This window comes from Jiella sonneratiae (assembly GCF_017353515.1).
In the GTDB taxonomy this organism is placed as follows: domain Bacteria; phylum Pseudomonadota; class Alphaproteobacteria; order Rhizobiales; family Rhizobiaceae; genus Jiella; species Jiella sonneratiae.
This window is the reverse complement of sequence record NZ_JAFMPY010000032.1, coordinates 1-23,709: the sequence shown is the minus strand read 5'-3', so window position 1 is coordinate 23,709 and position 23,709 is coordinate 1. Positions and strand designations below refer to the sequence as shown.

General features: G+C 68.3%; 21 protein-coding genes and 1 pseudogene. 2 read left to right on the top strand and 20 right to left on the bottom strand.

Features of this window, described 5'->3' with window-relative positions; translation table 11 throughout:
• Window positions 1–792: 792 nt before the first annotated feature.
• From J1C47_RS24165 to J1C47_RS20880, 19 genes and pseudogenes are all read right to left on the bottom strand, one after another.
• Window positions 793–2,013 (bottom strand): annotated as a pseudogene (locus J1C47_RS24165) (polyhydroxyalkanoate depolymerase); the annotation flags it as partial.
• A gap of 74 nt (window positions 2,014–2,087) precedes the next feature.
• The gene (locus J1C47_RS20965) at window positions 2,088–2,693 is read right to left on the bottom strand and encodes a hypothetical protein (protein WP_207352757.1); all 606 of its coding nucleotides are present in this window, start codon (window positions 2,691–2,693) and stop codon (window positions 2,088–2,090) included.
• Window positions 2,683–2,976, bottom strand: a complete 294-nt coding sequence (locus J1C47_RS20960; RefSeq protein WP_207352756.1) for a DUF1330 domain-containing protein — start codon at window positions 2,974–2,976, stop codon at window positions 2,683–2,685. Before J1C47_RS20960 ends, J1C47_RS20965 begins: the two co-directional genes overlap by 11 nt.
• 110 nt (window positions 2,977–3,086) lie before the next feature.
• Window positions 3,087–3,782: an orotidine-5'-phosphate decarboxylase gene (pyrF, locus tag J1C47_RS20955; RefSeq protein ID WP_207352790.1), complete on the bottom strand. Its 696-nt coding sequence runs from the start codon at window positions 3,780–3,782 to the stop codon at window positions 3,087–3,089.
• A 58-nt stretch (window positions 3,783–3,840) separates the two neighbouring features.
• On the bottom strand, window positions 3,841–5,124 hold the full coding sequence (locus J1C47_RS20950) for a PAS domain-containing protein (RefSeq protein ID WP_207352755.1): 1,284 nt from the start codon (window positions 5,122–5,124) through the stop codon (window positions 3,841–3,843).
• A 343-nt stretch (window positions 5,125–5,467) separates the two neighbouring features.
• Window positions 5,468–8,416 carry a DNA polymerase I gene (gene polA, locus J1C47_RS20945; protein WP_207352754.1) on the bottom strand — a complete coding sequence of 983 codons (2,949 nt, stop codon included), beginning with the start codon at window positions 8,414–8,416 and terminating at the stop codon, window positions 5,468–5,470.
• Window positions 8,417–9,283: 867 nt separating this feature from the next.
• Complete coding sequence (locus J1C47_RS20940) at window positions 9,284–9,997, bottom strand: RraA family protein (RefSeq protein WP_245396717.1); 714 nt, start codon at window positions 9,995–9,997, stop codon at window positions 9,284–9,286.
• Window positions 9,979–10,689 carry an alpha/beta fold hydrolase gene (locus J1C47_RS20935; protein ID WP_207352753.1) on the bottom strand — a complete coding sequence of 237 codons (711 nt, stop codon included), beginning with the start codon at window positions 10,687–10,689 and terminating at the stop codon, window positions 9,979–9,981. Before J1C47_RS20935 ends, J1C47_RS20940 begins: the two co-directional genes overlap by 19 nt.
• Window position 10,690: 1 nt before the next feature.
• Window positions 10,691–11,671 carry a cupin domain-containing protein gene (locus J1C47_RS20930; protein ID WP_207352752.1) on the bottom strand — a complete coding sequence of 327 codons (981 nt, stop codon included), beginning with the start codon at window positions 11,669–11,671 and terminating at the stop codon, window positions 10,691–10,693.
• A gap of 56 nt (window positions 11,672–11,727) precedes the next feature.
• Window positions 11,728–12,696, bottom strand: a complete 969-nt coding sequence (locus J1C47_RS20925) for a nuclear transport factor 2 family protein (protein ID WP_207352751.1) — start codon at window positions 12,694–12,696, stop codon at window positions 11,728–11,730.
• Window positions 12,693–13,715, bottom strand: a complete 1,023-nt coding sequence (locus tag J1C47_RS20920) for a LacI family DNA-binding transcriptional regulator (protein WP_207352750.1) — start codon at window positions 13,713–13,715, stop codon at window positions 12,693–12,695. Before J1C47_RS20920 ends, J1C47_RS20925 begins: the two co-directional genes overlap by 4 nt.
• Window positions 13,715–14,482 carry an SDR family oxidoreductase gene (locus tag J1C47_RS20915; protein WP_207352749.1) on the bottom strand — a complete coding sequence of 256 codons (768 nt, stop codon included), beginning with the start codon at window positions 14,480–14,482 and terminating at the stop codon, window positions 13,715–13,717. The genes J1C47_RS20920 and J1C47_RS20915 overlap by 1 nt, the downstream gene beginning before the upstream one ends.
• On the bottom strand, window positions 14,479–15,555 hold the full coding sequence (locus J1C47_RS20910; RefSeq protein ID WP_207352748.1) for an ester cyclase: 1,077 nt from the start codon (window positions 15,553–15,555) through the stop codon (window positions 14,479–14,481). The genes J1C47_RS20915 and J1C47_RS20910 overlap by 4 nt, the downstream gene beginning before the upstream one ends.
• Entirely contained in the window at window positions 15,552–15,698 is a 147-nt protein-coding gene (locus J1C47_RS20905) for a hypothetical protein (RefSeq protein WP_207352747.1), read from the bottom strand. Before J1C47_RS20905 ends, J1C47_RS20910 begins: the two co-directional genes overlap by 4 nt.
• Before the next feature lie 120 nt (window positions 15,699–15,818).
• On the bottom strand, window positions 15,819–16,370 hold the full coding sequence (locus J1C47_RS20900) for an ester cyclase (RefSeq protein ID WP_207352746.1): 552 nt from the start codon (window positions 16,368–16,370) through the stop codon (window positions 15,819–15,821).
• 19 nt (window positions 16,371–16,389) lie between these two features.
• Window positions 16,390–17,445, bottom strand: coding sequence for an ABC transporter ATP-binding protein (locus J1C47_RS20895; protein ID WP_207352745.1), 1,056 nt, complete (start codon window positions 17,443–17,445; stop codon window positions 16,390–16,392).
• Window positions 17,446–17,451: 6 nt separating this feature from the next.
• Window positions 17,452–18,333 (bottom strand): carbohydrate ABC transporter permease, encoded by an 882-nt coding sequence (locus J1C47_RS20890; RefSeq protein WP_207352744.1) that lies wholly within the window; start codon window positions 18,331–18,333, stop codon window positions 17,452–17,454.
• Between the two features lie 4 nt (window positions 18,334–18,337).
• Complete coding sequence (locus J1C47_RS20885) at window positions 18,338–19,366, bottom strand: carbohydrate ABC transporter permease (RefSeq protein ID WP_207352743.1); 1,029 nt, start codon at window positions 19,364–19,366, stop codon at window positions 18,338–18,340.
• Between the two features lie 89 nt (window positions 19,367–19,455).
• The gene (locus tag J1C47_RS20880; protein ID WP_245396716.1) at window positions 19,456–20,691 is read right to left on the bottom strand and encodes an ABC transporter substrate-binding protein; all 1,236 of its coding nucleotides are present in this window, start codon (window positions 20,689–20,691) and stop codon (window positions 19,456–19,458) included.
• A gap of 270 nt (window positions 20,692–20,961) precedes the next feature.
• On the opposite strand from J1C47_RS20880, the gene J1C47_RS20875 reads away from it, so the two are divergent.
• Window positions 20,962–22,032, top strand: a complete 1,071-nt coding sequence (locus J1C47_RS20875) for an ester cyclase (RefSeq protein WP_207352741.1) — start codon at window positions 20,962–20,964, stop codon at window positions 22,030–22,032.
• Between the two features lie 153 nt (window positions 22,033–22,185).
• On the opposite strand, the gene J1C47_RS24160 is transcribed toward J1C47_RS20875, so the two are convergent.
• Window positions 22,186–22,632: a substrate-binding domain-containing protein gene (locus J1C47_RS24160; protein ID WP_207352740.1), complete on the bottom strand. Its 447-nt coding sequence runs from the start codon at window positions 22,630–22,632 to the stop codon at window positions 22,186–22,188.
• Window positions 22,633–22,777: 145 nt separating this feature from the next.
• On the opposite strand from J1C47_RS24160, the gene J1C47_RS20865 reads away from it, so the two are divergent.
• Window positions 22,778–23,422, top strand: coding sequence for a plasmid pRiA4b ORF-3 family protein (locus tag J1C47_RS20865; RefSeq protein WP_207352739.1), 645 nt, complete (start codon window positions 22,778–22,780; stop codon window positions 23,420–23,422).
• Window positions 23,423–23,709 lie beyond the last annotated feature (287 nt).

Here is a 23,709-nt window from a genome sequence, read left to right as displayed (position 1 = left end):
CGACCCGGCCTGCTGCGCGTCGGCCTCGCCAACGGGGCTGTCCGGGCGGGAGTCATCCGGGCCGGGGCCGCCTGCACGGGGCGCGTCCTGCCCGGCCTCGTCTACGGTCGCGGCCTGGGTGTCGGCCGCGTCGGTCTCGGCTGCGGGAGCATCGACCGGGAACGGGGTAGCGGGCTCTGAGGCGGTCACTGCGGTCGATTCACCGCCGGTCGCCTGCTGCGAAGCCGTTTCCGCGACGGATTCCTCGATGCCCGTCGGCGCGGGCGAGGCGGCTCGCGGGGCGGTGCTGTCGTCATGCGCGGCGGGCGTCGGATCGGGGCTCCGACTTTCCGCGACAGCGGCGGGGGCCTCGATCACGGCCGTCTCCACCGCCGCCGGCGAAGGCTGGACCGTTTCAGCTGCCGCTGGGGCAGGCTGGACGACCGGCGCCGCGGCAGCCGGCTGCCGCGGCGCGGCGGCGGGCCTTGTCGGAGCCGTTTCCTGCCCGCGCGAGACGAGCGGCGCCGAGAAGCCGGCATTGTTGCTGCCGGCGAAAGACCCGAAGGAGAGCTTCGCGGCGTCCATCGCCGTCGACATCATCGCCTTTGCCGGCGCGGTGAGGACGTCCATCGCCGCATTGAGGCCGCCGATCCCCGCGACGGCGCCGAAGGCGCTCTCGCCGGCGGTCGCCGGCAGGCTCCGGCCGAGCGTTCCGGCCTTGGCGATGCGCTCGGCATAGGCGCCGGTGCGGCGCGGGCCGGTGGTGTGTGTCGCCTCGGGCCGGGCGCCGCTGGCGCCTGTATGGGTGGTGCCGTGGGTCAGGGCGAAGTCGACGATGCGCGGCGCGATTTCGGCGCGGAAGCGCGAGCCGTTGAACACGCCGTAATGGCCGACCTTCGCCTGGACGTAGTGGACGCGCTTCTCGTCCGGAATGTTGACGCAGAGATCCTGGGCGGCCTCGGTCTGGCCGACGCCGGAAATGTCGTCGTTCTCGCCCTCGACGGTCAAAAGCCCGGTGTTGCGGATCGCCGTCAGGTCGACCCGCACGCCGCGATGGGTGATCTCCCCCTTCGGCAGCGAATGCCGGATGAACACCTGCTCGACCGTCTGCAGATAGAACTCGGCGGTCAGATCCATCACGGCGTTGTATTCGTCGTAGAAGGTGCGGTGCTTTTCCGCCGAGTCGCCGTCGTCCCGCACCAGATGCCAGAAGAAGTCCTTGTGGGCGATGAAGTGCCGGTCGAGATTCATCGACATGAAGCCGGTGAGCTGCAGGAAGCCCGGATAGACCTGGCGCATGAAGCCGCCATGCGGGAAGGGCACGGCCATCACGACGTTGTCGCGGAACCAGTCGATGCCGCGCTCTTCGGCGAGATTGTTGACCGCCGTCGGATTGACCCGCGTGTCGATCGGGCCGCCCATCAGGGTCATGGTGGCGGGGGCGCAGGGGTCCTTCGCCGCCTCCATCACCGCCGTCGCCATCAGCACCGGCACCGCCGGCTGGCAGACGCCGATGACATGGGTGTCCGGCCCGAGGAAGCGCAGCATCTCGATCACGTAGTCGACGTAGTCGTCGAGGTCGAAGCGGCCGCGCGACAGCGGCACCGTGCGGGCGTCCTTCCAGTCGCTGATATAGACGTCGGCATAGGGAAGCAGCGCCTCCACCGTGCCGCGCAGCAGCGTCGCGTAATGGCCGGACATCGGCGCGACGACGAGGATGCGCGGATCCTTGCCGTGGCCCTTCGGCAGCGCCCGCTCGAAATGCAGAAGGTCGCAGAACGGCTGGCGCCAGACCGGCTTGTCGACCACCGGGACCCGCTGGCCGCGGATCGTCGTCTCGTCGAGCCCGAATTCCGGCTTGCCGTAGATCCGCGTCGTGCGCTCGAACAGTTCCGCCATCGCCGCCACCGAGCGGCCGGCCGTCGTGTGGGAGAGCGGGTTCAGCGGGTTCTGGTAGAACAGCCGCGTGGCGTCGGCGACGGCCCGAAACGGCGTCAGCGCGGCGTGGTTCCACTCGTAGAGCTGGTATAACATCGCAACAGCCTTCCTTTCGGCCAATCATAGCAATCGTTGCTGCAATGCACAAATCCGGCGGGCCGCTGCCGCGGTCAGAGCCAGCGCAGCCGCAGGCCGGGCTGCCCGGTCGCTCCGAATCGGCCCGCCCGCGTCTCGAGCTCTGCCTGCAAGTTAGGCGATAAATGCTTTCGCGAAACCTTCATGAACGCATTTTCGTCATAGAATGCCGATTCGCTGGGCGAGTCGAGCCAGGCGAGCACCGCCACGGCCCTGTGGTGGAACCACCGTGCCCTTCGGGTCACAGCCCGGATCAGCGCGGCGTCGGCTCCCGATCCCGCATGGTCCGGTCCGACGACGATCTCCTCGACGAGGTAGAGCTCGAACAGCGCGCTCGCGGCGGCATAGGCGGCGATCGCGCCGCTCTTCTTTTCCTCGCAGACGAAGATTTCCCGCGTGACGAGATATTCGACGAAGTCGCAAAGGCTCGGCGACGCCGTCTCCGCCGGCCTGGAAAGCCGCGCATCGGCGTCGGCATGGCCGGCACGCCGCAGGGAAAGCAGCGCCTCGGCCTCGCCGGGCTCCATCATGCGGATGCGGTGGCCTTTCGGGGCGATGCCTCCGAAGGCCTTGCGCCCGGCCTTCGATCCTGCCGCGACGCCGTGCCCGGCGGGAGCCCCGGCGGCCGCCTCAGCCGTCATAGCCCTCGAGGATGAGGATGTCGCCGTCGGCGACCTTCTGCCGGATCGCCCGGGCCTTCTGGTAGTCGGGGCTTTCGTAGCAGGCCCTCGCCGCCGCGACGCTGTCGAACTCGATGATGACGTTGCGGGGCCGCGCCTTGCCTTCGAGCGCCTCCACCGTGCCGCCACGCGCCAGAAACTTCGCGCCATGCGCCTCGAAGGCGGGTTTTGCCGCCGCGACATAGGCCTTGTAGCCCTCCGGGTCGCGGACGTCGATCGATGCGATCCAGTATCCCTTCGGCATGTCTCCTACCTCCCTTTCCGGTCGATCTCCCGGTCGTTCCCGGTGCCTCGACATTCGCCGCTGCCGGCGGTCCCGGTCGCGCCCGGCGGCAATTTTCGCGGGGCTGCGGGTCAGGCGCCCGCGGCATCCATCTCGGCGAGGATCGCCTCGGCCGCCGCCTTCGGGTCGGCGGACGCGACGATCGGCCGGGCGACGACGAGATGCGACGCGCCGGCCGACAGCGCATCGGCCGGCGTCGCGATGCGCTTCTGGTCGAAGGCCGCGCTGCCGGCCGGACGGATGCCGGGCGTCACGATCGCCATGTCCGGCCCGACCGCCGCGCGGATCGCCGCGGCCTCCGCCGGCGATGCGACGACGCCGCCCATTCCCGCGTCGCGGGCCTGGCGCACGCGGGTCGCGACGAGTTCCTCGACCCCGCAGCGGTAGCCGCTCGCTTCGAGGTCGGCGTCGTCGAGGGAGGTGAGCACGGTGACGCCGAGAAGGGTGAGGTCGCTGCCGCGCGCGGCGGCGACGGCGGCGCGCATCGCATGGGGATAGGCGTGGATGGTCAGCATCGACGCGCCGAGGTCGAGCGCGCTTTCGACGCCCTTTTCGACGGTGTTGGAAATGTCGAGGAGCTTGAGGTCGAGGAAGACGCGCTTGCCGGCACGCGCGAGATCCGAAACCAGCGGCAGGCCGCCGGAGAGGGCGAGCTGGAAGCCGATCTTGTACCAGATCACCGTCTCGCCGAGGGTCTCGACGATGCGCTCCGCCTCGCTCCGGCCGGTCAGGTCGAGCCCGACGATCAGCCTGTCTCTCGCAGCCACGGTGTTCAACTCAGCCTCCACGCCGCGGCCGTCCGGTGCCGCCGCGCCCGTCTTTCCATCATTCCGGCGGAATGTCGACCGTGACGGTGGTGCCGGTGGTGTGGGAGTTCACGTCGATCGCGGCGTCGAGGCCCCTGACCAGAGAAACGGTGATGCGTCCGCCGAGCCCGCCCTCGTTCTCGCGCGCCTTCTGGCGGCGGCCGGCCTGGTCGCCGGTCTCCGCGACGAGGCTGCCGACGTCGGGCTCTTCCCCGGCCGGCGTCGCCGGCGCGGCGGCCTGGCGCGACATGCCCATGGAATCGGCGAGCTGCCGCGCCTCGTTGACTTCCGCCGCCTTGCTGGCGCGGCGTGCCTCGTCGGATATCCGGGTGATCTCGCCGCGGTTCAACGGCTTCGGCTGACGGCTGTCGTAGGGCCAGGTGCTGTCGCCGGGCAGGCCGATGCCGTCGTCGGTGACGGTCAGCCGGATGACGCCGGAAGACAGCATCTTCAGCCGTGCCTCGACGAGACCCTCCTCGCGGCCATCGAAGGCGTGCTTGAGGGCGTTGGTCAGCAGTTCGGAAAACAAGAGGCCGATCCGTGCCGCCCGGTCCACCTTCACGTCGATGGCGTCGCAGTCGACGTTGATGCGCACCGAGCGCCGGCCGTCGAGATGGCCGATCGTCGCCGCGACGCGGCTGACATAGGCGCCGAGCGGCACGCGTTCGGAGCGCGAGGAGGCGACGCCCGCCTCGGTCATTTCCTGATAGAGCAGCTGCAGGCTCTCGATGCGTCGCGCCAGCGCCGAGAAGCTCTCCTGGCTGGTCTTGGCGCGCGCCTGCATGCGGATCATGCCGACGATCATCGACAGATGGTTCTTCACCCGGTGCTGGATCTCGCCGAGCGCCGCGTCGACGGGGGACGCGGTGCCGCCGGTCTTCGTGCCGCTTTCCGCGTCGCGCCCCTCGCTCATGTCGCGCTGCACCCCCAGGAAGCACTGGAGTTTGTCGTTGTCGTCATAAAGCGGGGTGATCATCAGCCGGTTGACGAACTTGGTGCCGTCGGCGCGGTAGTTCAAAATGTCGATCGAGATGTCGCGCTCGCGCCGGAGCGCCTCGCCGATCTGCCTGGCATGGTCCGGATCGGTCTCGTCGCCCTGCAGGAAGCGGCAGTTCCGTCCGATCGTCGCCGCGGAAGAGTAGCCGGTGATCCGCGCGAAGGCGGCATTCGCATAGATGATCGGATTGCCGTCGAGATGGGGATTGGACAGAACCAGGGCGAGCGGAAGCTTGGCGAGGGCCGCCGTCGTGATGTTCGAGGGCACACCGAAGGTCTCGGGGTCTTCATCCTCACGCTTGTCCATTAGACCGTTGTCCTGCCGCGCGTCGCATCCATGCCGAGGCCGAGGTGTCACCCGCCTTTGCCCGAGCCTCGCCCGCCCCGGATTCGAACGGGCTGCGAGGGTTTCGACGGGTCGATGCGGGGATTGTTTCGACGACTTCCAAAGAAGTTGGTTCACACACGAAGATTTCAAGCGGGGCGCGCGGCCCGAAACGGCCCTCGCGTCCCGGAATGAGGCAAGTCGGCCCCATTTCGGTTGCAATTGCAAGATGGGCGATCGCTCTCCGGCTAACGTTACCGGTCGGCGCCTCGCTTCGGCGGTGCAGCGCGAATGGCGGCCGCGAAAGAGACGGTTGCAAACTGCGTCAATGTGCCGCTTCCCAGTTTCCGGCGGCCTTGGCGTCGACCACCAGCGGCACGGAGAGATCGACGCGCGGAAGCGGCGCCTCGGCCATGACTTCCGAGACGAGCAGAAGCGTCGGCTCCACCTCGTCCTCCGGCACCTCGAAGACCAGCTCGTCATGCACCTGGAGAAGCATCCGTGCGGCAAGCCCCGCCTTGGCGAGCGCATCGTCCATCCGGATCATCGCGCGGCGGATGATGTCGGCCGCCGTGCCCTGGATCGGCGCGTTGATCGCCGCCCGCTCGTTGAAGGCGCGCATCGACGGGTTGGAGGCCGAGATGTCGGGATAGTGCGCCCGCCGGCCGAACAGCGTCTCGACATAGCCGTGCTTCTTCGCGAAGGCCTTGGTCTCGTCCATGTAGTCGCGGATACCAGGGAAGCGCTCGAAATAGCGCTTGATGTAGAGGCCGGCCTCCTCGCGCGGGATCGACAGCTGGTTGGCGAGGCCGAAGGCCGAGATGCCGTAGATGATGCCGAAATTGATCGCCTTGGCGCGCCGGCGGACCATCGGGTCCATGCCCTCGACGGGCAGGCCGAACATCTCCGAGGCGGTCATCGCGTGGATGTCGAGTCCTTCCCGGAAGGCCTGCTTGAGCTGCGGGATGTCGGCGATGTGGGCGAGGATCCGCAGCTCGATCTGGCTGTAGTCGGCGGAGACGAGCCGGGTGCCTTCGGGCGCCACGAAGGCGGTGCGGATCGCCCGGCCCTCCTCGGTGCGCACCGGAATGTTCTGCAGGTTCGGCTCGGAGGAGGAGAGCCGGCCGGTGGTCGTCGAGGCCATGGAATAGGAGGTGTGGATCCGGCCCCGCTCGTCCATGTGGTTCGGCAGGGTATCGGTATAGGTGCCCTTCAGCTTGGTCAGCTGGCGCCATTCGACGATCTTCGCCGGCAGCGCATGGCCCTCGGCGGCGAGATCCTCCAGCACCTTCACGTCGGTCGACCACTGGCCGCTCTTGGTCTTCTTGCCGCCGGGAAGGCCGAGCTTGCCGAACAGGATCTCGCCGAGCTGCTTGGGCGAGCCCGGATTGAACTCCTCGCCGGCGAGATCGGCGATCTCCGCCTCCAGCGCTCCCTGCTTCTGGGCGAAGCGGCCGGACAGCCGCGACAGGATCTGCCGGTCGACCATGATGCCGCGCCGTTCCATCCGCGCCAGGACCGGCACGAGAGGCTTCTCCAGCCGCTCGTAGACCGAGGCGAGGCCTTCCGCCGCGAGCCGCGGCTTCAGCACCCGCCAGAGCCGCAGCGTCACGTCGGCGTCCTCGGCGGCGTAATGCGTCACCCGCTCGATCTCGCAGGAAGCGATCGGCCGGGCGTTGCGGCCCGAGCCGCAGAGATCCTTGAACGAGATCGGCTTGTGGCCGAGGAAGCGCTCCGACAGTTCGTCCATGCCGTGGCCGGCGAGCGACGCGGAGGCGTCGAGGGCATAGGAGATCAGCATGGTGTCGTCGAAGGGCGCGACGGCGATGCCGTGCCGCAGCATGACCAGCGTGTCGTATTTGGTGTTCTGCCCGACCTTGAGGATCGCCTCGTCCTCGAGCACCGGCTTCATCGCGGAGAGCGCCGTCTCGAGCGGGATCTGCGGGCCGATCTCGTCCTCGAGCGAGGTGTCGGAGAGAAGGTCGGCCTCGCCGTTCGGCGAGACGTGGCCGAGCGGCACATAGGCGGCGCGGCCGGGCGCGACGGCGAGGGAGACGCCGACGAGCCGGCCGTTCATCGCCGAGAGCGTGTCGGTCTCCGTGTCGAAGGCGAGGATGCCGGTCTCGGTCGCCTCGGCGAGGAAGGCCTTGAGCGCCGCCTCGTCGCGGATCGTCAGATAGGCGGCATGGTCGAACGTCGCGGCTGCCGCTTCGGCCCGGCGGGCTTCGACCAGCATTGCCGGCGTCAGGGCGAGGCGCGCCGCGCCGCCGGCGCCGTTCGCCGCGGTCAAGGGCGCCGCGCCGTCCGCCGCCGGGGGATCGAGGTCGGGACCGCGGGCCGGCCCGTCCACCGCGATCGTCGCGGTCTCGACCTCGCTCGCCGAGACCGCGAGCGTCGCGGCGACGCGGCGGGTGAGGGTGGTGAATTCCATCGCCTTCAGGAAGGCGATCAGCTTCTCGCCGTCCGGCTCGTTGAGGAAGAGTTCGTCGAGGGCGACGTCGAGCGGCGTCTCGCAGTCGAGGGTGACGAGCCGCTTCGACAGCCGCGCCTGCTCGGCGAACTGGATGAGGTTTTCCCGCCGCTTCGCCTGCTTGATTTCGCCGGCGCGCTCAAGCAGCGCTTCGAGGTCGCCATATTCGTCGAGGAGCTGGGCGGCGGTCTTCGGGCCGATGCCCGGCACGCCCGGCACGTTGTCGGAGGTGTCGCCGACGAGCGCCTGCAGGTCGATCATCTTCTCCGGATAGACGCCGAACTTCTCCTTCACCTCTTCCGGGCCGAGGCGCTTGTCCTTCATCTGGTCGTAGAGGATCACCCCCGGCCCGACGAGCTGCATCAGGTCCTTGTCCGAGGAGACGATGGTGACGTCGCCGCCGGCGGCGACCGCCTGGCGGGTATAGGTGGCGATGAGGTCGTCCGCCTCGAAGCCCTGTTTCTCGATGCAGGGCAGGTCGAAGGCCCGCACCGCCTCGCGGATCAGCGGGAACTGCGGCACGAGGTCTTCCGGCGGCGCCGTGCGGTTGGCCTTGTACTGGTCGTAGAGCGCATTGCGGAAGGTCGTCGAGGAATGGTCGAAGATCACCGCGAAATGCGTGGGGATCGTGCCGACCGAGGTGTCGCGCGATTCCTCGACCAGCTTCCACAGCATGTTGCAGAAGCCCGAGACGGCGCCGACCGGCAGGCCGTCGGACTTGCGGGTGAGCGGCGGCAGCGCGTGATAGGCACGGAAGATGTAGGCCGAGCCGTCGACGAGGAAGAGGTGATCGCCCTTTTTCATGGGGCATGCTGGTACCGCGCGCCCGCCGTCCTGTCCATCGGCGGCGGCAGCACCGCTCCGCCGCCGGCTGCGCGGTCTCGTCCGGCCTGATCGAAGCACCGGCGCCGGCCAACGTTGCGAAAAAGTCACGTTGGCGGATTTCCGTGGAAAGACCCGGAATCCGGGCGTTGCAACGCCGTCCGATCCGTGATCAGGTCGGCTCGGTCGCCCTTCACGTCGATGTGACAGGGCCAGCCTTGCCCGTAGCTTGATTTTGGCCGCCGCGAGTCGCAATATCATGAGCGACGACGCACTTCATGGCGTCGTATTCGGCCAAGGCACGTCCCCCGCTTTAGAGCCGAAATTAGAGACGCCGCGGTCCTCTTCCCCCCCTCTCCAGGACCGGCGTCATGAGAGTGCAAGAGAGTCGTCACGGCGTATCCCCCTCCAGGCCGTGGCGGCTCTCTGCCTTTATGGGCATCCCTTTTTCCGCGACTTCGGCCAGCGCCCTCCGGCTCCCCGCGGCACGCGGCGGCCTCGCGTTGCCTGTGGCCGGCGACACGAAGGCCGTGACGTCGAGCCGGGCGAAGCGATGATGGCCGGGAACCGTCGGCGCTCGCCGACCGGCGCAGAGACCCGCCGCGTGACCGGCTTTCGGGCCGAACCGGCGCTCATCGCCGGCGAAGACCTCCCACCGGCCGTTCGGGGTGGACCATCCCATCAAACGTCGCCGAGACGGTAAGGGGGGATCGAGAGCCCGGAGACGGCTCGCAGCAGGCCGCTCGAGGTGCGGCTGAAGGCCAGCGAGACCGTCGCAATCGACCCGGTGACATCGAGCCAACCGGTCTCCGGGAAAGTCGGTGCGATTCACCTTGCAAATCTGGACCCTCATGTCCGCGCGGCCTCGAATGCCGCCCAAGCCTTTTCGAACGTCGCGAAATCAAAGCCGTCCCGGCGCGCCGGCTCCAGCACGATCTTCTCGGTCGCCAGAAGCTTGTCGATGGCCTCGGCGAGACGCGGCATGGTGTCCGGCGGGACGACGAGGGCGCCATGGCGATCGGCGTGGACGAGATCGCCGTCGCCGATCGTCAGGCCGAAGATCGTCACCTTCGTGCCGATCTCGCGGACATGCACGAAGCCGTGGCTCGGGCCCACCGAGCCGGCGACGACGGGAAACCCGTCGGGCAGGTCGCCGAGATCGCGCATGACGCCGTTGGTGAGGGCGCCGGACAGCCCGAAACCCTTGTGGACGGTGCTGTTGATCTCGCCCCAATAGGCGCCGATGCAGGACGGGAAGTCGACGTCCTCGACGACGGCAACGGCCGGCCGGGGCGCCTCGGCCATGTGGCGGTAGTAGTCCATCCGCCGCTGCCGGATGATCGCCGCGTTCTCGGCAGGCGGTGCGAGCGCGGCGATCTTCGCCGTCCGGGCGTATCCGACCATCGGTCCGGCCGTCGGATCCGAGGCGAGCATGGTGCCGCGCGTGAAAGCGGCAAAGCCGCGCCTGCCCTCCGCCACCTCGATGGCGTTGCAGACGGTCGGGGTGTCGACCCGGCGCAGCAGTGAAAGCAGCGTGTCGTCGATCATTGCGTATCCAGCCATTCGCGAAGGATTTTCGTCGTCGTCTCCGGCCGTTCCAGCGTCGGCAGGTGGCCGGTGGCGGGCAGGATCTCCAGCCGCGATCCCGGCATGAGGTCATGCATGAGCCGGTGTCGGTCCACCGGACAGAGCGCGTCGTTCTCGCCGCAGAGAATGAGGGTCGGGAGTTTCGCGGCCCGCAGCGTCCCGGTCTGGTCGGGCCGCGTCTGCAGCGCCCGCGACTGCCGCTCGAAGACGGCCGGGCCGAGCGCCAGCGCCATCTGGAGGCAGAGATCGAGGATGCCGGCGCCAGCGACGGGATCGGCGACGTAGCGCGGCAGCATCGCCTCGCGCATCACCGCCTCCAGGCCGCCCTGCCGGGCCTTTTCGATCTGCGGCTCCCGGCCGTCCCGGACATTCGCCGCCTCGGCGAGGGGATTGGTGTCGAGGAGGGCGATCCGCTCCACCCGCTCCGGCGCCTGACGCAGCACCTCCATCGCGACGATGCCGCCCATCGACAACCCGGCGAGGGCGAAGCGCGCCGGCGCGCCGACGAGAAGGTCCGCCGCCATTGCCTCCACCGTGTCCTTGGCGAGGATCGCCGCGACATGGGTTGCGCGCTCCGCCGAGAATGCTGCGATCTGCGGGCCGAACAGCCGCGCGTCGCACATCATGCCGGGGATCAGCACGAGCGGCAGCGGTCGGCGCTCCGGCATGTCAGGCCGCCTCGGCCCGCCAGGTCGCGCCTGCCGGATCGTCGGTGTTGGTGATGCGGTAGAGGCTCGCCTCGCCGGTCATCGACGGCGCAAGGGCGTGGCGAAGACCCGGAGGCACGGCGCAGGTGTCCCCGGGCGCGAGCACGGTGCTGTTGCCGTCCCAGGCGAGGCGCCAGTGGCCGCGCACCGGCATCAGCACTTCGTGGCGCGGGGTCTCGTAAGCGTCCTCCGGGATCGAGCCCCGGGTCAGGAGCTCGACCGAAAAGCCCGGCCGGTCCTTCAGGAGGGCATCGGCGCCGATCACCCTGGCCGGCGCCTTGCCGGCGAGCGCCATCAGGTCCCAGTAGCGCGCAACGTGAAACGGCACGACAGCCTCGGCTGGCGTCTCCGGGAACGCCGTCAATTCTTCGTCCGTCAGGAGCGGCATCGGGCGGACGCCGTCCGGCAGGCGCTGGCCCTTCTTGGTATCGTAGAGCTTGCCGTTCTCGCCGAGCACGAGGCCGTGGTCCCGCGCGTCCTCGATCACCTGCGGCGCCCAGACGACGCCGCCTCCGGCATCGTCGCCGCCGAGGATCGCCATGATCATCCCGTAGTCCGTGCCGACGTTCTCGAAGCCGCGGAAGATGCCGGTCGGAATGTTGAAGATGTCGCCCTCTTCGAGCACCACCTCGCCGGCGGTGCCGAAGCGGCCCCAGAAGAAGCGCCAGCGCCCTTTGAGGACGAAGAAGACCTCCGCCGTGCGGTGCGAGTGGAGCGAGTTGCGGCAGTGCGGCGGCTGGCCGGCGGCGCCGATGTTGAAGCCCGGCGTCTCCTTGATGTGGACGTGCTGGTCGGGGCTTTCCGAGACGCCGCCTCCGATGATGGTGAAGTTCTCCTTCTGGTTCGAGCCCGGCGTATGGGCGTCGATGAAGGCGGTGCGGCAGGGCTGGAGTTCGCCGTAGCGGACGATGCGCCGCTCCATGTCTTCCCGGGAAAGTGTCATCAGTTTCCTCGCGTCTTGTCTCAAGGTCGCCTTCGTCCGCAGTGGTTGCGGGACGGTTAGCCGGTCTTCAGGACGATCTGCTTCCAGATCGCGGTCTCGTCGTAGAGCGTGTATTCGCGCCGCAGGCCCCAGGGCCCGAACTCGGCATGCGATGCGCCGAGGACGTAGACCTGGGCGCCGGTCGGCGGGCCGAAGGCGCCCCAGCCGTCGTGCCTGCCGGTGAGGCTCCAGCGGATCGCCGCGCGCGGCGGCATCAGGGGATCGTCGCGGCCGATGACGTGCTCGATGCGAAAGGTGGCGGAGGGAAAGCTCGCCCTCAGCCCCATCCAGAAGCGGTCGGCGGGGCCGGTGCCGTGCCCGGTGACGCCGCCCGGATATTCGAGCTGGCAGCCGCGGTCGTATTCGGCCGGGATGACCGCCATGTCGGCGTTCATGATGCGGGTGAGGATGTCGGCATGGCGCCGGCCCCATGCGTCGTCGTTGCCGCGCCCCTGGTAAGGGCCGGGCCGGTCGGTCTCCGGCGTCAGCGGGCGGACGCAGGCCTCCGGCCCGCCCTCGCGGGCGATCAGGTCGCGTGCGTAGTCCTTCGGGTCGAGCCCCATCTGGCGCACGATCGCGCCCTGGTCGCGGATCAGCCACTCGTCGTCGATCCGGTTATCGATGGCGTGGCAGTCGGCGATGATGCGATAGGAGAGCTTTCTGCCGCTCGCCTTGCCGTAGACGCCGTCGGCAAGGTGCGTCGCGGTCGAGAGGATGCGGTGCGAGGACAGCATCCCGTCTTCCGGCGTGCCGGCCCAGATCACGTCCTCGGCGAGCAGCGTGCGGTCGGGAAACTCGGCGAGCGTGGCGAGCGTCGCGGCGATCACGCCCGCATTGCCGGTGACCACCGAGGCGGGCGAACGCACCACGATGTCCGGCGCGTAATAGCGGGTGAGCGTCGCGATGCCGCGGTCTTCCCAGATCTCCTTGGTGATGCCGATGATGTAGTCGGGAAAGTCTCGGAATTTTTCGTCGAAGCCCTTCATCGGCCCCATCCTTCCGGTGTGCGTGACGACGTGCGGACGATCAGCGGCGCGTCGAGCGCGATCCGCTTCGGGTCTGCATGCGGGTTCTCGATGCGCTCCAGCAGCGCCTTGACGGTCTCTTCCACCATGCGGTTGGCGCGCTGGCGGACGGTGGTGAGGCCGTAGGCCGGCCAGGCCGCCGGCGGCACGTCGTCGAAGCCGACGACCGAGACGTCGTCCGGAACCTGCAGGCCGAGCTCGAAGCGCAGGACGTCCATCACGAAGAAGGCCATGTGGTCGTTCGCGACGAAGACGGCGTCCGGGCGGTCTTCTCGGTCGAACATGCGCCGCGCCGCCTGCCGGGCGGTCTCCGGCTCGAAATTCCCGACCTCGCGGGCGAACAGCGCCCGGCCGCAGGCCGCAAGGCCATCGCGGAAGCCGGACTCCCGATCGCGCTGGGTGGAGGCGCCTTCCCAGCCGGCGATATGGGCGATCCGCTCGTGTCCGGCTTCGACGAGAAAGCTGGCCAGCATCCGTGCGCCACCCGCATTGTCGGAAATGACCGCCGTCAGCGTGTCGTCGTCCTGATGCCGGTTGAACAGGACGACCGGCACTCCCGCCGCCTGGCAGCGCGAGGAGAGGTCGGACGACAGCGCGACGGAGGCCATGATGATGCCGTCGACCTGATAGTCGAGGATCTCGGTCAGGACGTCGTCGATGTTGCCGGCGGTCTGCGAGGCCATGAAGACGAGGACGTGGTAGCCCTCGGCCTGCAGGGCGTTGGAGAGCTTTTCCAAAGCCTCGGGGTAGAAGTAGTTTTCCAGATAGGCGACCACGAGGCCGATGATCCGGCTGCGGCCGGTGATCAGCGATCGGGCCAGGATGTTCGGGCGGTAGCCGAGCGCCTCTGCCGCCTCGCGCACCTTCTGCGCCGTGCGCTTCGACACGGAGGCGCCCGGCGTGAAGACCCGCGACACGGCCGACTGGCTGACGCCTGCCAGCCGCGCGACGTCGATCGAGGTGACCTTGTCCTGTGCCATCAGCCGGCCGTCCAGCCGCCGTCGACCAGGAGCGAGGTTCCCGTCACCATGGACGCGGCATCGCTCGCGAGATAGAGGACCGCGCCCATCACGTCGGAGACTTCGCCCACCCGCGGCAGCTTGATCTTCTCCTCGATCCAGCGCCGCCGCTCCGGACCGGCGAAGGTCGCCTCGGTCAGCGGCGTGCGTATGAAGGTCGGGGCGACGGTGTTGACCCGGATGCGGTGCGGGCCCCACTCGATCGCCATCGCCTTGGTAAACCCCTCGACGGCATGCTTGGTCGCGCAGTAGACGGCACGGTCGATGCCGCCGACATGGCCCATCTGCGAGGTGACGTTGATCAGCGATCCGGAACGTTTGGCGGCGATCAGCCCCCTCGCCACGGCCTGCGTCAGGAAATAGGCGCCGCGAAGGTTGATGGCGGCGACGGCATCGAAGTCCTCCGGCTTCGTGTCGACGGCGGGACCATGGCGGCCGAGCCCGGCGCTGTTGACCAGAATGTCGAAAGGGCCGCGGCCCGCGACGGCATCGGCGCTGGCCTCGACCTCGGCGACGTCGAGCCGCAGGGCTTCGGCGCGGCAGCCTCTCGCACGAAGCGCCGCCACGGCGTCGTCCAGCCGCTCGATGCGCCGCGCCGCCAGCACGACTTCCGCGCCCGCTTCGGCGAGCGCTACCGCGCAGCCGAGGCCGATGCCGGAGGAGGCCCCGGTGACGAGCGCCCGCCGGCCTTCGAGCCGGAAGGAAGGAGAGGTGGGAAGCGGCGTCACGGCAGCACTCTCCCGGTCTCGCAATCGAAGCCGGCCCGCGCTTTGTTGAACTCGCGCAGCCGCGCGAAGACGTCGAGCCCCAGCTGGCGATAGACGTCGAGAAGGTCGACGAGCACCCAGTTCTCGCGGATCAGACCGCCCTCGACCCGCCAGAAGTCGAGGCTGCGCATGGCGATGCGCCGTCCCGTCGGCGCGATGCCGAGCCAGCCGCTGCCGCTGACCGTCTGCATCATGTTCGGCCAGCCGGTCACCGCCGCATAGTTGCGCTCACCGAAGAAGTGGTGCGCGGTCTCGCCCGGGTACTGGCCGCGATCCGGCATCGCCGTCAGGAACGGGATCTGGTGCCAGTTGCGGAAGCCCTTCAAGCCGCGGGCAGTGCCGATTCCGGCCGGGCCGTACCAACTCATCCGCTCATGCCAGAAGCGCTCGAGTTCCATCACCTCGGGGCCGCCCTTGGCCGGATGCCGCGTCATGTGCGCCAGCATGTCGACGACGAGCCGGCACGTCTCGGCGCCCCGTTCGGCGTCTGCCGGCGAAGCTCCGGGACCCGGAAACAGCCCGTCCTGCGTCGCCGGGCCCGGCACCTGCCATTCGCGCCCGAGGCTCGGCGCGAGCGGCCAGGCGCCGGCCTGCAGCATCAGCTCCGGCACGTCCCAGATCGCCTGGACCTCGACCACCCGGCCTGCCGCGAAGCGGAAGAATTCGTGAAAGCGCATCGCCGCCTGGTGGCCGGTGGGCGGAATGTCCAGGAAGGCCCGCGCGAAAGTTCCGGTGTAATAGCCGCAGCAGCCCACCCACTCGGCGCCCTCGGCCGTCCGTCCGGCGATGACGATCAGGTCGCGGCGTTCGAGGTCGGGGAAGGCGGCGAGAAGCGGCGCATAGGCGCGATCGTAGAACGCCTGCGGCCCGGTGCAGTCGCCGAAAGGCTCGCAGAGATGAACGACGGCGCCGGCATCGAGGAGCTCCGCCACAGCCGTGCGCACGGCCTTCGCCTCGAAGTCGGCCATCGCCGCCCGCAGCGGTGCGAGCGCCGCCTTGTTCCGCTGGGCCGTGTTGATGTCGGCGGCGTTCATTGCGCGGCCGCCGCGTCGGTGAGGATCCTCGTGCAGCAGGGCTCGACGCTCTTCGCCGTCGCCACGCCGACGGGGCGCGCCCTTTTTGCGCCCTGCGGCCCGCCGGCCCCAGGCTTGCTTCGCTTCAGATCGGTGACGGCCATTTCCATCCCTCGTCGTTTTTCTTGTTCTCGTTGACTTGTCGCGGACCGCTGGTGGTCTGGTTCCGACATTTGGTGCCTTCCTGTGGAGACCGCGAAGCAAATGTCGGAATGGAAAGACCACTAGCCGATCGACGAGCGTGACTGACGCAGCGGGCGGGGCGGCGTCTTCTCGCCGCGGTCGAAGGCCTCCCAGCCCTCGCCGGAAAACACGTCGACGCCGAGCTGCGCCAGGACGTGCGGGAAGTCGACGCTGACCCAGTTGTCGACGATCTTGCCCTCCTCGACCTTCCAGAAGTCCATGTAGCGGATCTCGACCCGCCTGCCGGTCGGCGCGACGCCCATGAACGGGCCGGAATGCGTCGCCTCCTGCCGACCGAAGGCGGCCGCCCACTCGCCCATGAAGAGCCGCGCCTCGTCGATGCAGACCTTGTCGGAGAAGGCGGCCTGGAACGGCCGCTGCCAGTTGTCCTGGAATTCGCGCACGCCGTTCTTCAGCCCGCAGCCCTGGTTGCCGATCCAGCGGAAGGTCTCGGAGAAGAACTCGCCGATGTCGGCGATGCGGTGGTCGTTCAGCCCGTCGACCATGCCCTCGACGACCCGGCGGGTCTCCTCGGTCTTGGTCATGTCGGTGTCGCGGGTGAGGACCGCCTGTTCGGGTCTTGCGCCGGCCATGTGTGTTCTCCGTCGGATGTCAGACTGCGATGCGCTTGCCGCTCTCGGCGTCGAAGAGGTGGCAGATCCCGGCAGGCACCGCGGCGCTGAACGCGCTGCCGATCTCGGCGGCAAAGTCCTTCGGCACCTTGACCGCGACGAGCGCCCCGCCGGCCTGCACGGTGACCATCGAGGCTTCGCCGAGGAGTTCCAGCGAGAAGATCGGCGCGGCGATTTCGCCGCCGCCGTCTGGCCTCGCCGCCGCGTCCTCGGCGCGGAATCCGAGCGTGACCGGGCCGGACACCGTGGCGGGAAGCCCCTTGATCGTGACGTTCTGGCCCGTGAAGACCCCGTCCCCGATCGTGCCGTCGATCAGGTTCATCGCCGGCGAGCCGATGAAGCCGGCGACGAAGGTGTTGGCCGGGCGGTCGTAGATTTCGAGCGGCGTGCCGACCTGCTGCACGACGCCCTTGTTCATCACCACCACACGGTCGGCGAGCGTCATCGCCTCGATCTGGTCGTGGGTGACGTAGATCGTCGTGGTGCGCAGCTCGTGGTGGAGGTTCTTGATCTGCGAGCGGGTGGAGACGCGCAGCTTGGCGTCGAGATTGGACAGCGGCTCGTCCATCAGGAAGACCGTCGGCTGGCGGACGATCGCCCGGGCGAGCGCCACCCGCTGACGCTGCCCGCCCGAGAGTTCCGCCGGCCGCCGTTCGAGGAAGTCGGTGAGCTCCACCATCTTCGCGGCGCGCATCACCCGCTCGTGGTGCTCGTCCTTGGCGACGCGGCGGACCTTCAGCGGAAAGCGGATGTTCTCGTAGACGCTCATGGTCGGGTAGAGACCGTAGCTCTGGAACACCATGGCGATGTCGCGGTCCTTCGGTTCCAGCCGGTTGACCAGCCGTTCGCCGATGAAGATCTCGCCGTCCGTGATCTCCTCCAGCCCGGCGATCATCCGCATGGTCGTCGTCTTGCCGCAGCCGGAGGGTCCGAGCAGGACGAGGAACTCCTCGTCGGCGATGGCAAGGTCGAAGGCGTCGACGGCGACGAAGTTGCCCCAGCGCTTCGAGACGTTCTTGAGCTGGATCTCGGCCATGGCGGGCTAACCCTTGACGGCGCCGGCGGTCAGGCCGCTGACGATCTGGCGCTGGAAGAAAAGGACGAGGAGGAAGAGCGGCACCGTCGCCGAGACGACGGCCGAGACGGCGTACATGACGTTGCCCTGGACCTGCGTCGTGCCGAGGAAGCTCGCGATCTTCGGCACCATGGTCTGGTTGTCCTGTGTGAGCAGCGTCGCGGTGACCGCGAAGTCGTTGTAGGCGAGGAGGAAGGAGAACAGGCCGGTGGTCACGACGCCCGGCCACATCACCGGGATGATCACCATCCGGAACGCCTGGAAGCGCGAGCAGCCGTCGACCATCGCGCTCTCGTCGAGATCCTTCGGGATGCTCTTGAAGAAGGAATGCAGCATCCACAGCGTGAAGGGCTGGTTGATTGCCACGAGGACGACGATCGCCGTCGTCAGGTAGCCCCAGACGTTCAGCTGGAAGAACGGCAGGAGGTAGCCTGAGACCAGCGTGATGTGCGGCATCGCCCGGAAGATCAGTGCGGCGATCAGGATCCAGAAGGCGTAGCGGTGCGGCGAGCGCGACAGGGCATAACCGCCGAGCGTGCCGAAGGTCAGCGAGATCAGGACGACCGAAACGGTGACGATGCCGGTGTTGATCGCGGCGCGCCAGAACTCCTTGGTCACCCATGCGCCGTAATAGCCGCGACCGGTGAACGGGCCGCCGGTCTCGGCGATCGTGTGGACGCCGGTGAGGGCGTTGACCCAGTCCTGCCGGGAGAAGAAGTCGCCCTGCACCTTGAACGAGCCCCACAGCGTCCAGAGGAACGGGAAGGCCGCCAGCACCAGCCACAGGACGATGAAGGCCGTGGACAGGACGGCGAGGACGGGCGGGCGGCGGCGCGTCTTGGCGGTCATGGCGCTACCTCGACCGCTTGAAGTCGCGCCAGGTCCGCACGAGGACGGGCGTCAGGAGAAGGGCGACGCCGGCGAGCGTCAGGACGGAGGTCGCTGCGGCCGATCCGAACAGCGGCGTGCCGGTGCTGCGCAGGTCGTTGTAGATGTTGAAGGACAGCGAGGTGGCGTTGGCCTGGGCGCTGAAGCCGACGATCGGCTCGAACACCCGGAAATTATCCATCAGCTGGATCAGGGCGACGAAGACGACGAGCGGCGAGAGATGCGGCAGGACGACGTAGCGCACGCGTTCCCAGCGGCTGGCGCCGTCGATCATCGCCGATTCCATCGTATCCTGCGGCACCGTCTGCAGCCCGGCATAGAAGACCACGAAGGCGAAGGGCGCCGAATGCCAGATGCCGTAGACGAAGAGGGTGATCCAGGCGAGCGTCGCCGAGGCTTTCAGCGACAGCGACGGGTCGTTCGCCAGCGCCTGGATGGAGGCGCCGATGATGCCGTTGGAATCGATCATCCAGAACAGGACCAGCGAGCCGATCAGCGGCGTGATCATCATCGGCAGCAGCGACATGAAGATGACCGGTCCCTTGACCATGCGCGGCAGGGCGTCGACCGCCAGCGCGATGAAGAAGCCGAGGGCGATGACCAGGGGGGTGACGACGGCGGTGTAGGCGAGGGTGAAGGCGAGCGCCCGGTAGAAGGGAAGCGTCATGACCTCGGACAGGAAGCCGGCGAGCGTCGGCCGGGCGTTCCAGATCGCCGCGATCTCGGAGAAGGCGAGGTGGCTGCGGTTGCCATAGGTGCCGAGGCCGTTGAAGCGGCCGAGCGGGTGCTCGCGCTGCAAAGCCGCCGTCGCCTGCGCGTCGACCCTGACTTCCTTCTGGCAGCCGAAGGGCCCGCAGTTCTCGACCGTGACCAGCACCCGCTCGTTCTCGACGAAGAGCGACTGGACGAGGATCGAGACGATCGGCAGGGCGATGAAGATCAGCATCGCCAGGGCCGACGGCAGGATGAACCAGATGAAGGTGCGGTGCGGCATCCCCGGTCCGGAGCATCGCTCCGGTCCCTCGATCGACGGTTGCTGGAAGCAGGGAGCGGCGACTCAGGCCGCCCCCGCGGCGGGCCGGTTCAGAGGTAGCCCTGTTCCTTCGCGGCGGCGGTATAGGCCGCCTCGGTGTCGGCAAGTGCCTTCTCGGCGTTCTCCTTGCCCTGCATGAAGGAGACGATCTCGTTGCCGAGCGCCGTGTGCATCAGGCCCATATAGGGGCCGGCGGGATAGGTCTTGCCGCCCATCGACAGCGTCTTCAGGACGACCTCCGCCTCGACGCCGGGCTCGTAACCGTCGATCAGCCAGACCGCGTCGTTGGTGTGGGCGTTCGCCATCTCGGCCGAAGCGCCGTGGGTCAGCGCCTGGAACGTCGCCGCCGCATCCTCGTCGGAAATGTTCCTGGCGACGGTGAAGCCGTCCCACCAGAGCGTCGTCGCCGGAATGCTGCCGCCGCCGACCGTCGGCGCCGGGCCGATCTTGATCTCGCTGGTGATCTTCTCGGTCGATCCCTGGTCGTCGATCACCGCGCCGTAGCGCGAGCCCCAGAAGTTCGAGAGCGCCGCGTTGCCGGCCTCGAACTCGGCCTGCACCGAGTTGGAATCGAAGGTGAGGAAGTCGGGATTCATGTAGGCGCTGAGCTTCTTCATCATCTCGAGCGCGGCGACCCCCTTCTCGTTGTCGATCGCCGGCTTCGCCGATCCCGGCTCGAAGAACGCGCCGCCGAAGCCGATATACATGTTGACGAATTCCTCGGCGAGGTTCCAGCCGGCCTTGTATGTGCCGGCGATCGGGTACTGCATCAGCCCCTTGCCGCGGATCGCCTCTGCCGCCGCCAGCATCTCCTCGTAGGTCTTCGGCGGCTCGACGCCCGCCTCTTCGAGGATGTCGGCGCGGTAGAACAGATGCTGGGCGTTGGCGTCGAAGGCGATCGCCATCACCTTGCCGCCGATCGAGATCTTCTGTTTGTCGGCGATGCCTTTGCCGTATGTCGCGACGTAGTCGTCGAGCGGGCGGATCAGGCTGTTGGCGACGAGCGGCTGGATCGAACTCGTCGCGACGAAGACCGAGGTGTATTCCGACGGATTGGCCGACAGGGCAGGAACCATCAGCTGCTCGTGTTCCGTCGTCAGATTCTTCGTGACGGTCACGCCGTCGCCAGCACATTTTGAGGCAGCCGCGACGACTTCCTGCAGCGCCGGGAAGTCGTTGGAGAGAATGCGGACCGACCCCTTGTCGATGCCGCAGCCGGCGAAGGCCGAACCCGTCGAGAGCGCCAGCGCGCTCGCCGCCATGGCAAACCCGTAGATGGTCTTCATCATCTTCTCCTTGGAGGTGCCGATCCGGGGAGGTGCCGATCGGGCCTTGGGGTGCACCGTATCCTGCCGCTGCCGGCGCATGGCCCGGGCAGAAGGGTGGGGCTCCGCAGCGCTTGCCTTCGATGACTGTCCGGGGCCGTCTCGAGCCTCGATTTACCGACGATAGCAATTTTGCATACGTTTGCAAGAGCGATATTGCATACGTATCCAATTTTGTGCGAGGCATGGGTCGCCGAGGTTTTCTGGAATGCCGGAAGAGAGGGGGGGCGCATGGCCGATCATCTTCAGAACAAGCGGTGGCTTCGGGGCGCCCTCGCAGCGCTCTCCGAAAGTTCGCTCGCCGACGTCGGGTCACGGCTGGCCGGGCTCTACCATCCGCGGGCCGAGTGGCGGGGCTCGCATCCGCTGAACGAGATGCGCGGACCGGAGGCAATCGAGGCGGCGGTATGGCGGCCCCTGCTGCACGCGTTTCCGGATCTCGAGCGCCGCGACGTGATCTTCGTCGCCGGCTCCTTCGAGGGGCGCGACTACGTCGCTGCCGTCGGCCACTACTGCGGGGCGTTCCGCGAGGACTGGCTGTCGATTCCCTCGACCGGGCGTCCGGTCTATCTGCGCTACGGCGAGGTGCATCAGGTCGAGGATGGCCGGATCGTCCAGAGCAGCTGTCTGTGGGACATTCTCGACGTGATGCGGCAGGCGGGGCACTGGCCGATCGCGCCGAGCCTCGGCACCGAGGGGATGTGGCCGGCCCCGCTGACCGCCGACGGCATCGTCATCGGCGAAAGCGATCCTGCCCAGTCGGCGGCGAGCCTTGCCCAGACGCTCGCCATGCACGGGACGCTCGGCGCCTACGACGACCAGGGAACTGCCGGGCGGCAGGGGCTCCTCGACATGCCGCAGAGGCTGCACTGGCATCCGAAGATGATGTGGTACGGCCCTGCCGGGATCGGTACGACGCGGGGCCTTGAGGGCTTCGTCGACTATCATCAGCTGCCGTTCCGCACCGCCTTCCCGGGCCGCAAGGGTGGCGGGCAGTGGGACGAGATCGCCGAGCTCAAGGCGCAGCACGGGGGCGGGCACTACATCCGGATCGGCGACGGCCCCTATTCGGTGACCGGCGGCTGGCCGAGCGTCTTCGCCATGCACCAAGGCGGCGGCTTCCTGGGCCTCGGGCCGACCGGCCGGCCGGTCACCATGCGGGTGATGGACTTCTATCTCCACCACGAAGGCCTGATCCGCGAGAACTGGGTGCCGCTCGACATCCCGCATCTCCTCAAGCAGATGGGGGTCGACATCTTCGAGCGGATGCAGAGCCGCTTCGATCATCGCCCGTTCTCCTGACCGGAAACGACCGATTGCGGCCGAGCGGTATTTGACGGTCCATAGCGGTGAAAGGGGCCGGGGAGGGAGGCAGCCGAGCGGGGTGATCGAGCGCCGACTGCCGGCCGCATCGGCAGACACGCCGCGGCTCCGAGAGAAGCGGCAGCGCCGTTTTCAGCGGTATTGCGGAGGCGCGCCCGTCGTTTCGCGGATGACGAGTTCGGCCGAGACTTCGCAGAGCGCGACGGACATGTCGGGATCGCGGATGCGTCGGAGCGTGACACGGGCGAGCCGGCGGCCGAGCCGATACGGGTGGATTGCCATGGTCGTCAGCGGCGGCGGCGCCACGGCCGCATCATGGACGTCGTCAAAGCCGATGACCGACAGGTCGTGTCCCGGCGTCAGCCCCATCCGGATGACCGCTTGCCTGTCGCCGATCCCGGTCAGTGCCAGTCCCTCGGGCAGGCGGTTCTCGCAGGGGCGAGAACATCCGCTCCGAGCGGCGGCGCGCCTGCGGCGAGGAAGCGGGATGTGCTCGACGCCGAGCCGCTCGACCCCGAGCGCCCGTCCCACCTGGGTGAGGCGGGCCGCATCGGCCCTGCCGCCGGCCTTCGTCGTCACGAAACAATGGCTGCCGCGATCCGTAGAGAGGCTGGAGGGCAGTCCCTTGGCGGCGAACGTCTCGTTGCGGCCGAAGACGTTCGACGCCGTGCTTGACCGATCTCCGGCAGTGGAGCCGGCAGGCGCGATCTGTTAGGCTGGCTGCATGAACCCATCCGCGAAGCCGGCCGCATCCGAGGGCGTCGACGAGATCGCCACCGTCCGCATCGAGCTGCGCGACACCGACCCGCTGATCTGGCGCGAGGTCGAGGTGCCCACCGCGATGACGCTGGCGGCGCTGCACGACGTCATCCAGACCGCGATGGGCTGGTTCGACTGTCATCTCTGGGAATTCACCATCGGCAGGCAGGGCTACGGCCCCCCGATGGACGAGGATTGGGGGAGCGAGACGCGCCAAGAGGCATCCAAGGTGCGCCTGCGCGATGTCCTGAAGCCGCGCCGGACGACCATCGACTACCTCTACGACTTCGGCGACAGCTGGGAGCACCGCCTCACGGTGACCCGCGTCAGGGCCAGCGATCCGGCGGCCTCCTATCCGCGCTACGTCGGGGGTGAGAGAAACGCTCCGCCCGAAGATTGCGGCGGCATCCCCGGCTTCTACGACCTGCTCGACGCCCTGGCCGATCCAGGCCACCCGAACCATGCCGACGCAACCGAATGGGCCGACGACTACGATCCGCACACCGTCGACGAACGGCGGATCAAGGACGCGTTTCTGGGTATCGCAAAGCGCCTGAACGCCGCCAGGGCGCGGCCGGGCGGGAACAGATCGCCGAAACGCGGCAGCTGATCAGACCGGGATCGCCGCGGTGCTCGCGGCAGGGGCGCCTGCCGAAGTTGCCCGCACGGTCCAGCAGACCGCCGAATCGACAGGCCGTTGGATCGGCGACGACGGTCGCTTCCGCCTGCCGTCTCGCTGGTGATGCGGACGCCGGCCTGCGAGGGACGTTATACCAGATTCGGGTGATCAGGTCGGCCTGACTGGCTTGGGCCACCATGTAAAGCTTGTATGCGCCGCGACGGTTTGGCGTTGTTGGTCGAGTTCGCGGCAGCGTTTTTCGAGAACGAGCTCGAGGT

What these genes read in the sequence shown, in the direction of transcription:
- J1C47_RS20965 (WP_207352757.1), bottom strand. Translation starts at nt 2,693, where the DNA reads ATGACGGCTGAGGCGGCCGCCGGGGCTCCCGCCGGGCACGGCGTCGCG.
- J1C47_RS20910 (WP_207352748.1), bottom strand. Translation starts at nt 15,555, where the DNA reads ATGAACGCCGCCGACATCAACACGGCCCAGCGGAACAAGGCGGCGCTC.
- J1C47_RS20875 (WP_207352741.1), top strand. Translation starts at nt 20,962, where the DNA reads ATGGCCGATCATCTTCAGAACAAGCGGTGGCTTCGGGGCGCCCTCGCA.
- J1C47_RS20920 (WP_207352750.1), bottom strand. Translation starts at nt 13,715, where the DNA reads ATGGCACAGGACAAGGTCACCTCGATCGACGTCGCGCGGCTGGCAGGC.
- J1C47_RS20900 (WP_207352746.1), bottom strand. Translation starts at nt 16,370, where the DNA reads ATGGCCGGCGCAAGACCCGAACAGGCGGTCCTCACCCGCGACACCGAC.
- J1C47_RS20950 (WP_207352755.1), bottom strand. Translation starts at nt 5,124, where the DNA reads ATGGACAAGCGTGAGGATGAAGACCCCGAGACCTTCGGTGTGCCCTCG.
- J1C47_RS20895 (WP_207352745.1), bottom strand. Translation starts at nt 17,445, where the DNA reads ATGGCCGAGATCCAGCTCAAGAACGTCTCGAAGCGCTGGGGCAACTTC.
- J1C47_RS20925 (WP_207352751.1), bottom strand. Translation starts at nt 12,696, where the DNA reads ATGAAGGGCTTCGACGAAAAATTCCGAGACTTTCCCGACTACATCATC.
- J1C47_RS20935 (WP_207352753.1), bottom strand. Translation starts at nt 10,689, where the DNA reads ATGCCGGAGCGCCGACCGCTGCCGCTCGTGCTGATCCCCGGCATGATG.
- J1C47_RS20865 (WP_207352739.1), top strand. Translation starts at nt 22,778, where the DNA reads ATGAACCCATCCGCGAAGCCGGCCGCATCCGAGGGCGTCGACGAGATC.
- J1C47_RS20940 (WP_245396717.1), bottom strand. Translation starts at nt 9,997, where the DNA reads ATGGCTGGATACGCAATGATCGACGACACGCTGCTTTCACTGCTGCGC.
- J1C47_RS20885 (WP_207352743.1), bottom strand. Translation starts at nt 19,366, where the DNA reads ATGCCGCACCGCACCTTCATCTGGTTCATCCTGCCGTCGGCCCTGGCG.
- J1C47_RS20905 (WP_207352747.1), bottom strand. Translation starts at nt 15,698, where the DNA reads ATGGCCGTCACCGATCTGAAGCGAAGCAAGCCTGGGGCCGGCGGGCCG.
- J1C47_RS20960 (WP_207352756.1), bottom strand. Translation starts at nt 2,976, where the DNA reads ATGCCGAAGGGATACTGGATCGCATCGATCGACGTCCGCGACCCGGAG.
- J1C47_RS20930 (WP_207352752.1), bottom strand. Translation starts at nt 11,671, where the DNA reads ATGACACTTTCCCGGGAAGACATGGAGCGGCGCATCGTCCGCTACGGC.
- J1C47_RS20880 (WP_245396716.1), bottom strand. Translation starts at nt 20,691, where the DNA reads ATGAAGACCATCTACGGGTTTGCCATGGCGGCGAGCGCGCTGGCGCTC.
- polA (WP_207352754.1), bottom strand. Translation starts at nt 8,416, where the DNA reads ATGAAAAAGGGCGATCACCTCTTCCTCGTCGACGGCTCGGCCTACATC.
- J1C47_RS20890 (WP_207352744.1), bottom strand. Translation starts at nt 18,333, where the DNA reads ATGACCGCCAAGACGCGCCGCCGCCCGCCCGTCCTCGCCGTCCTGTCC.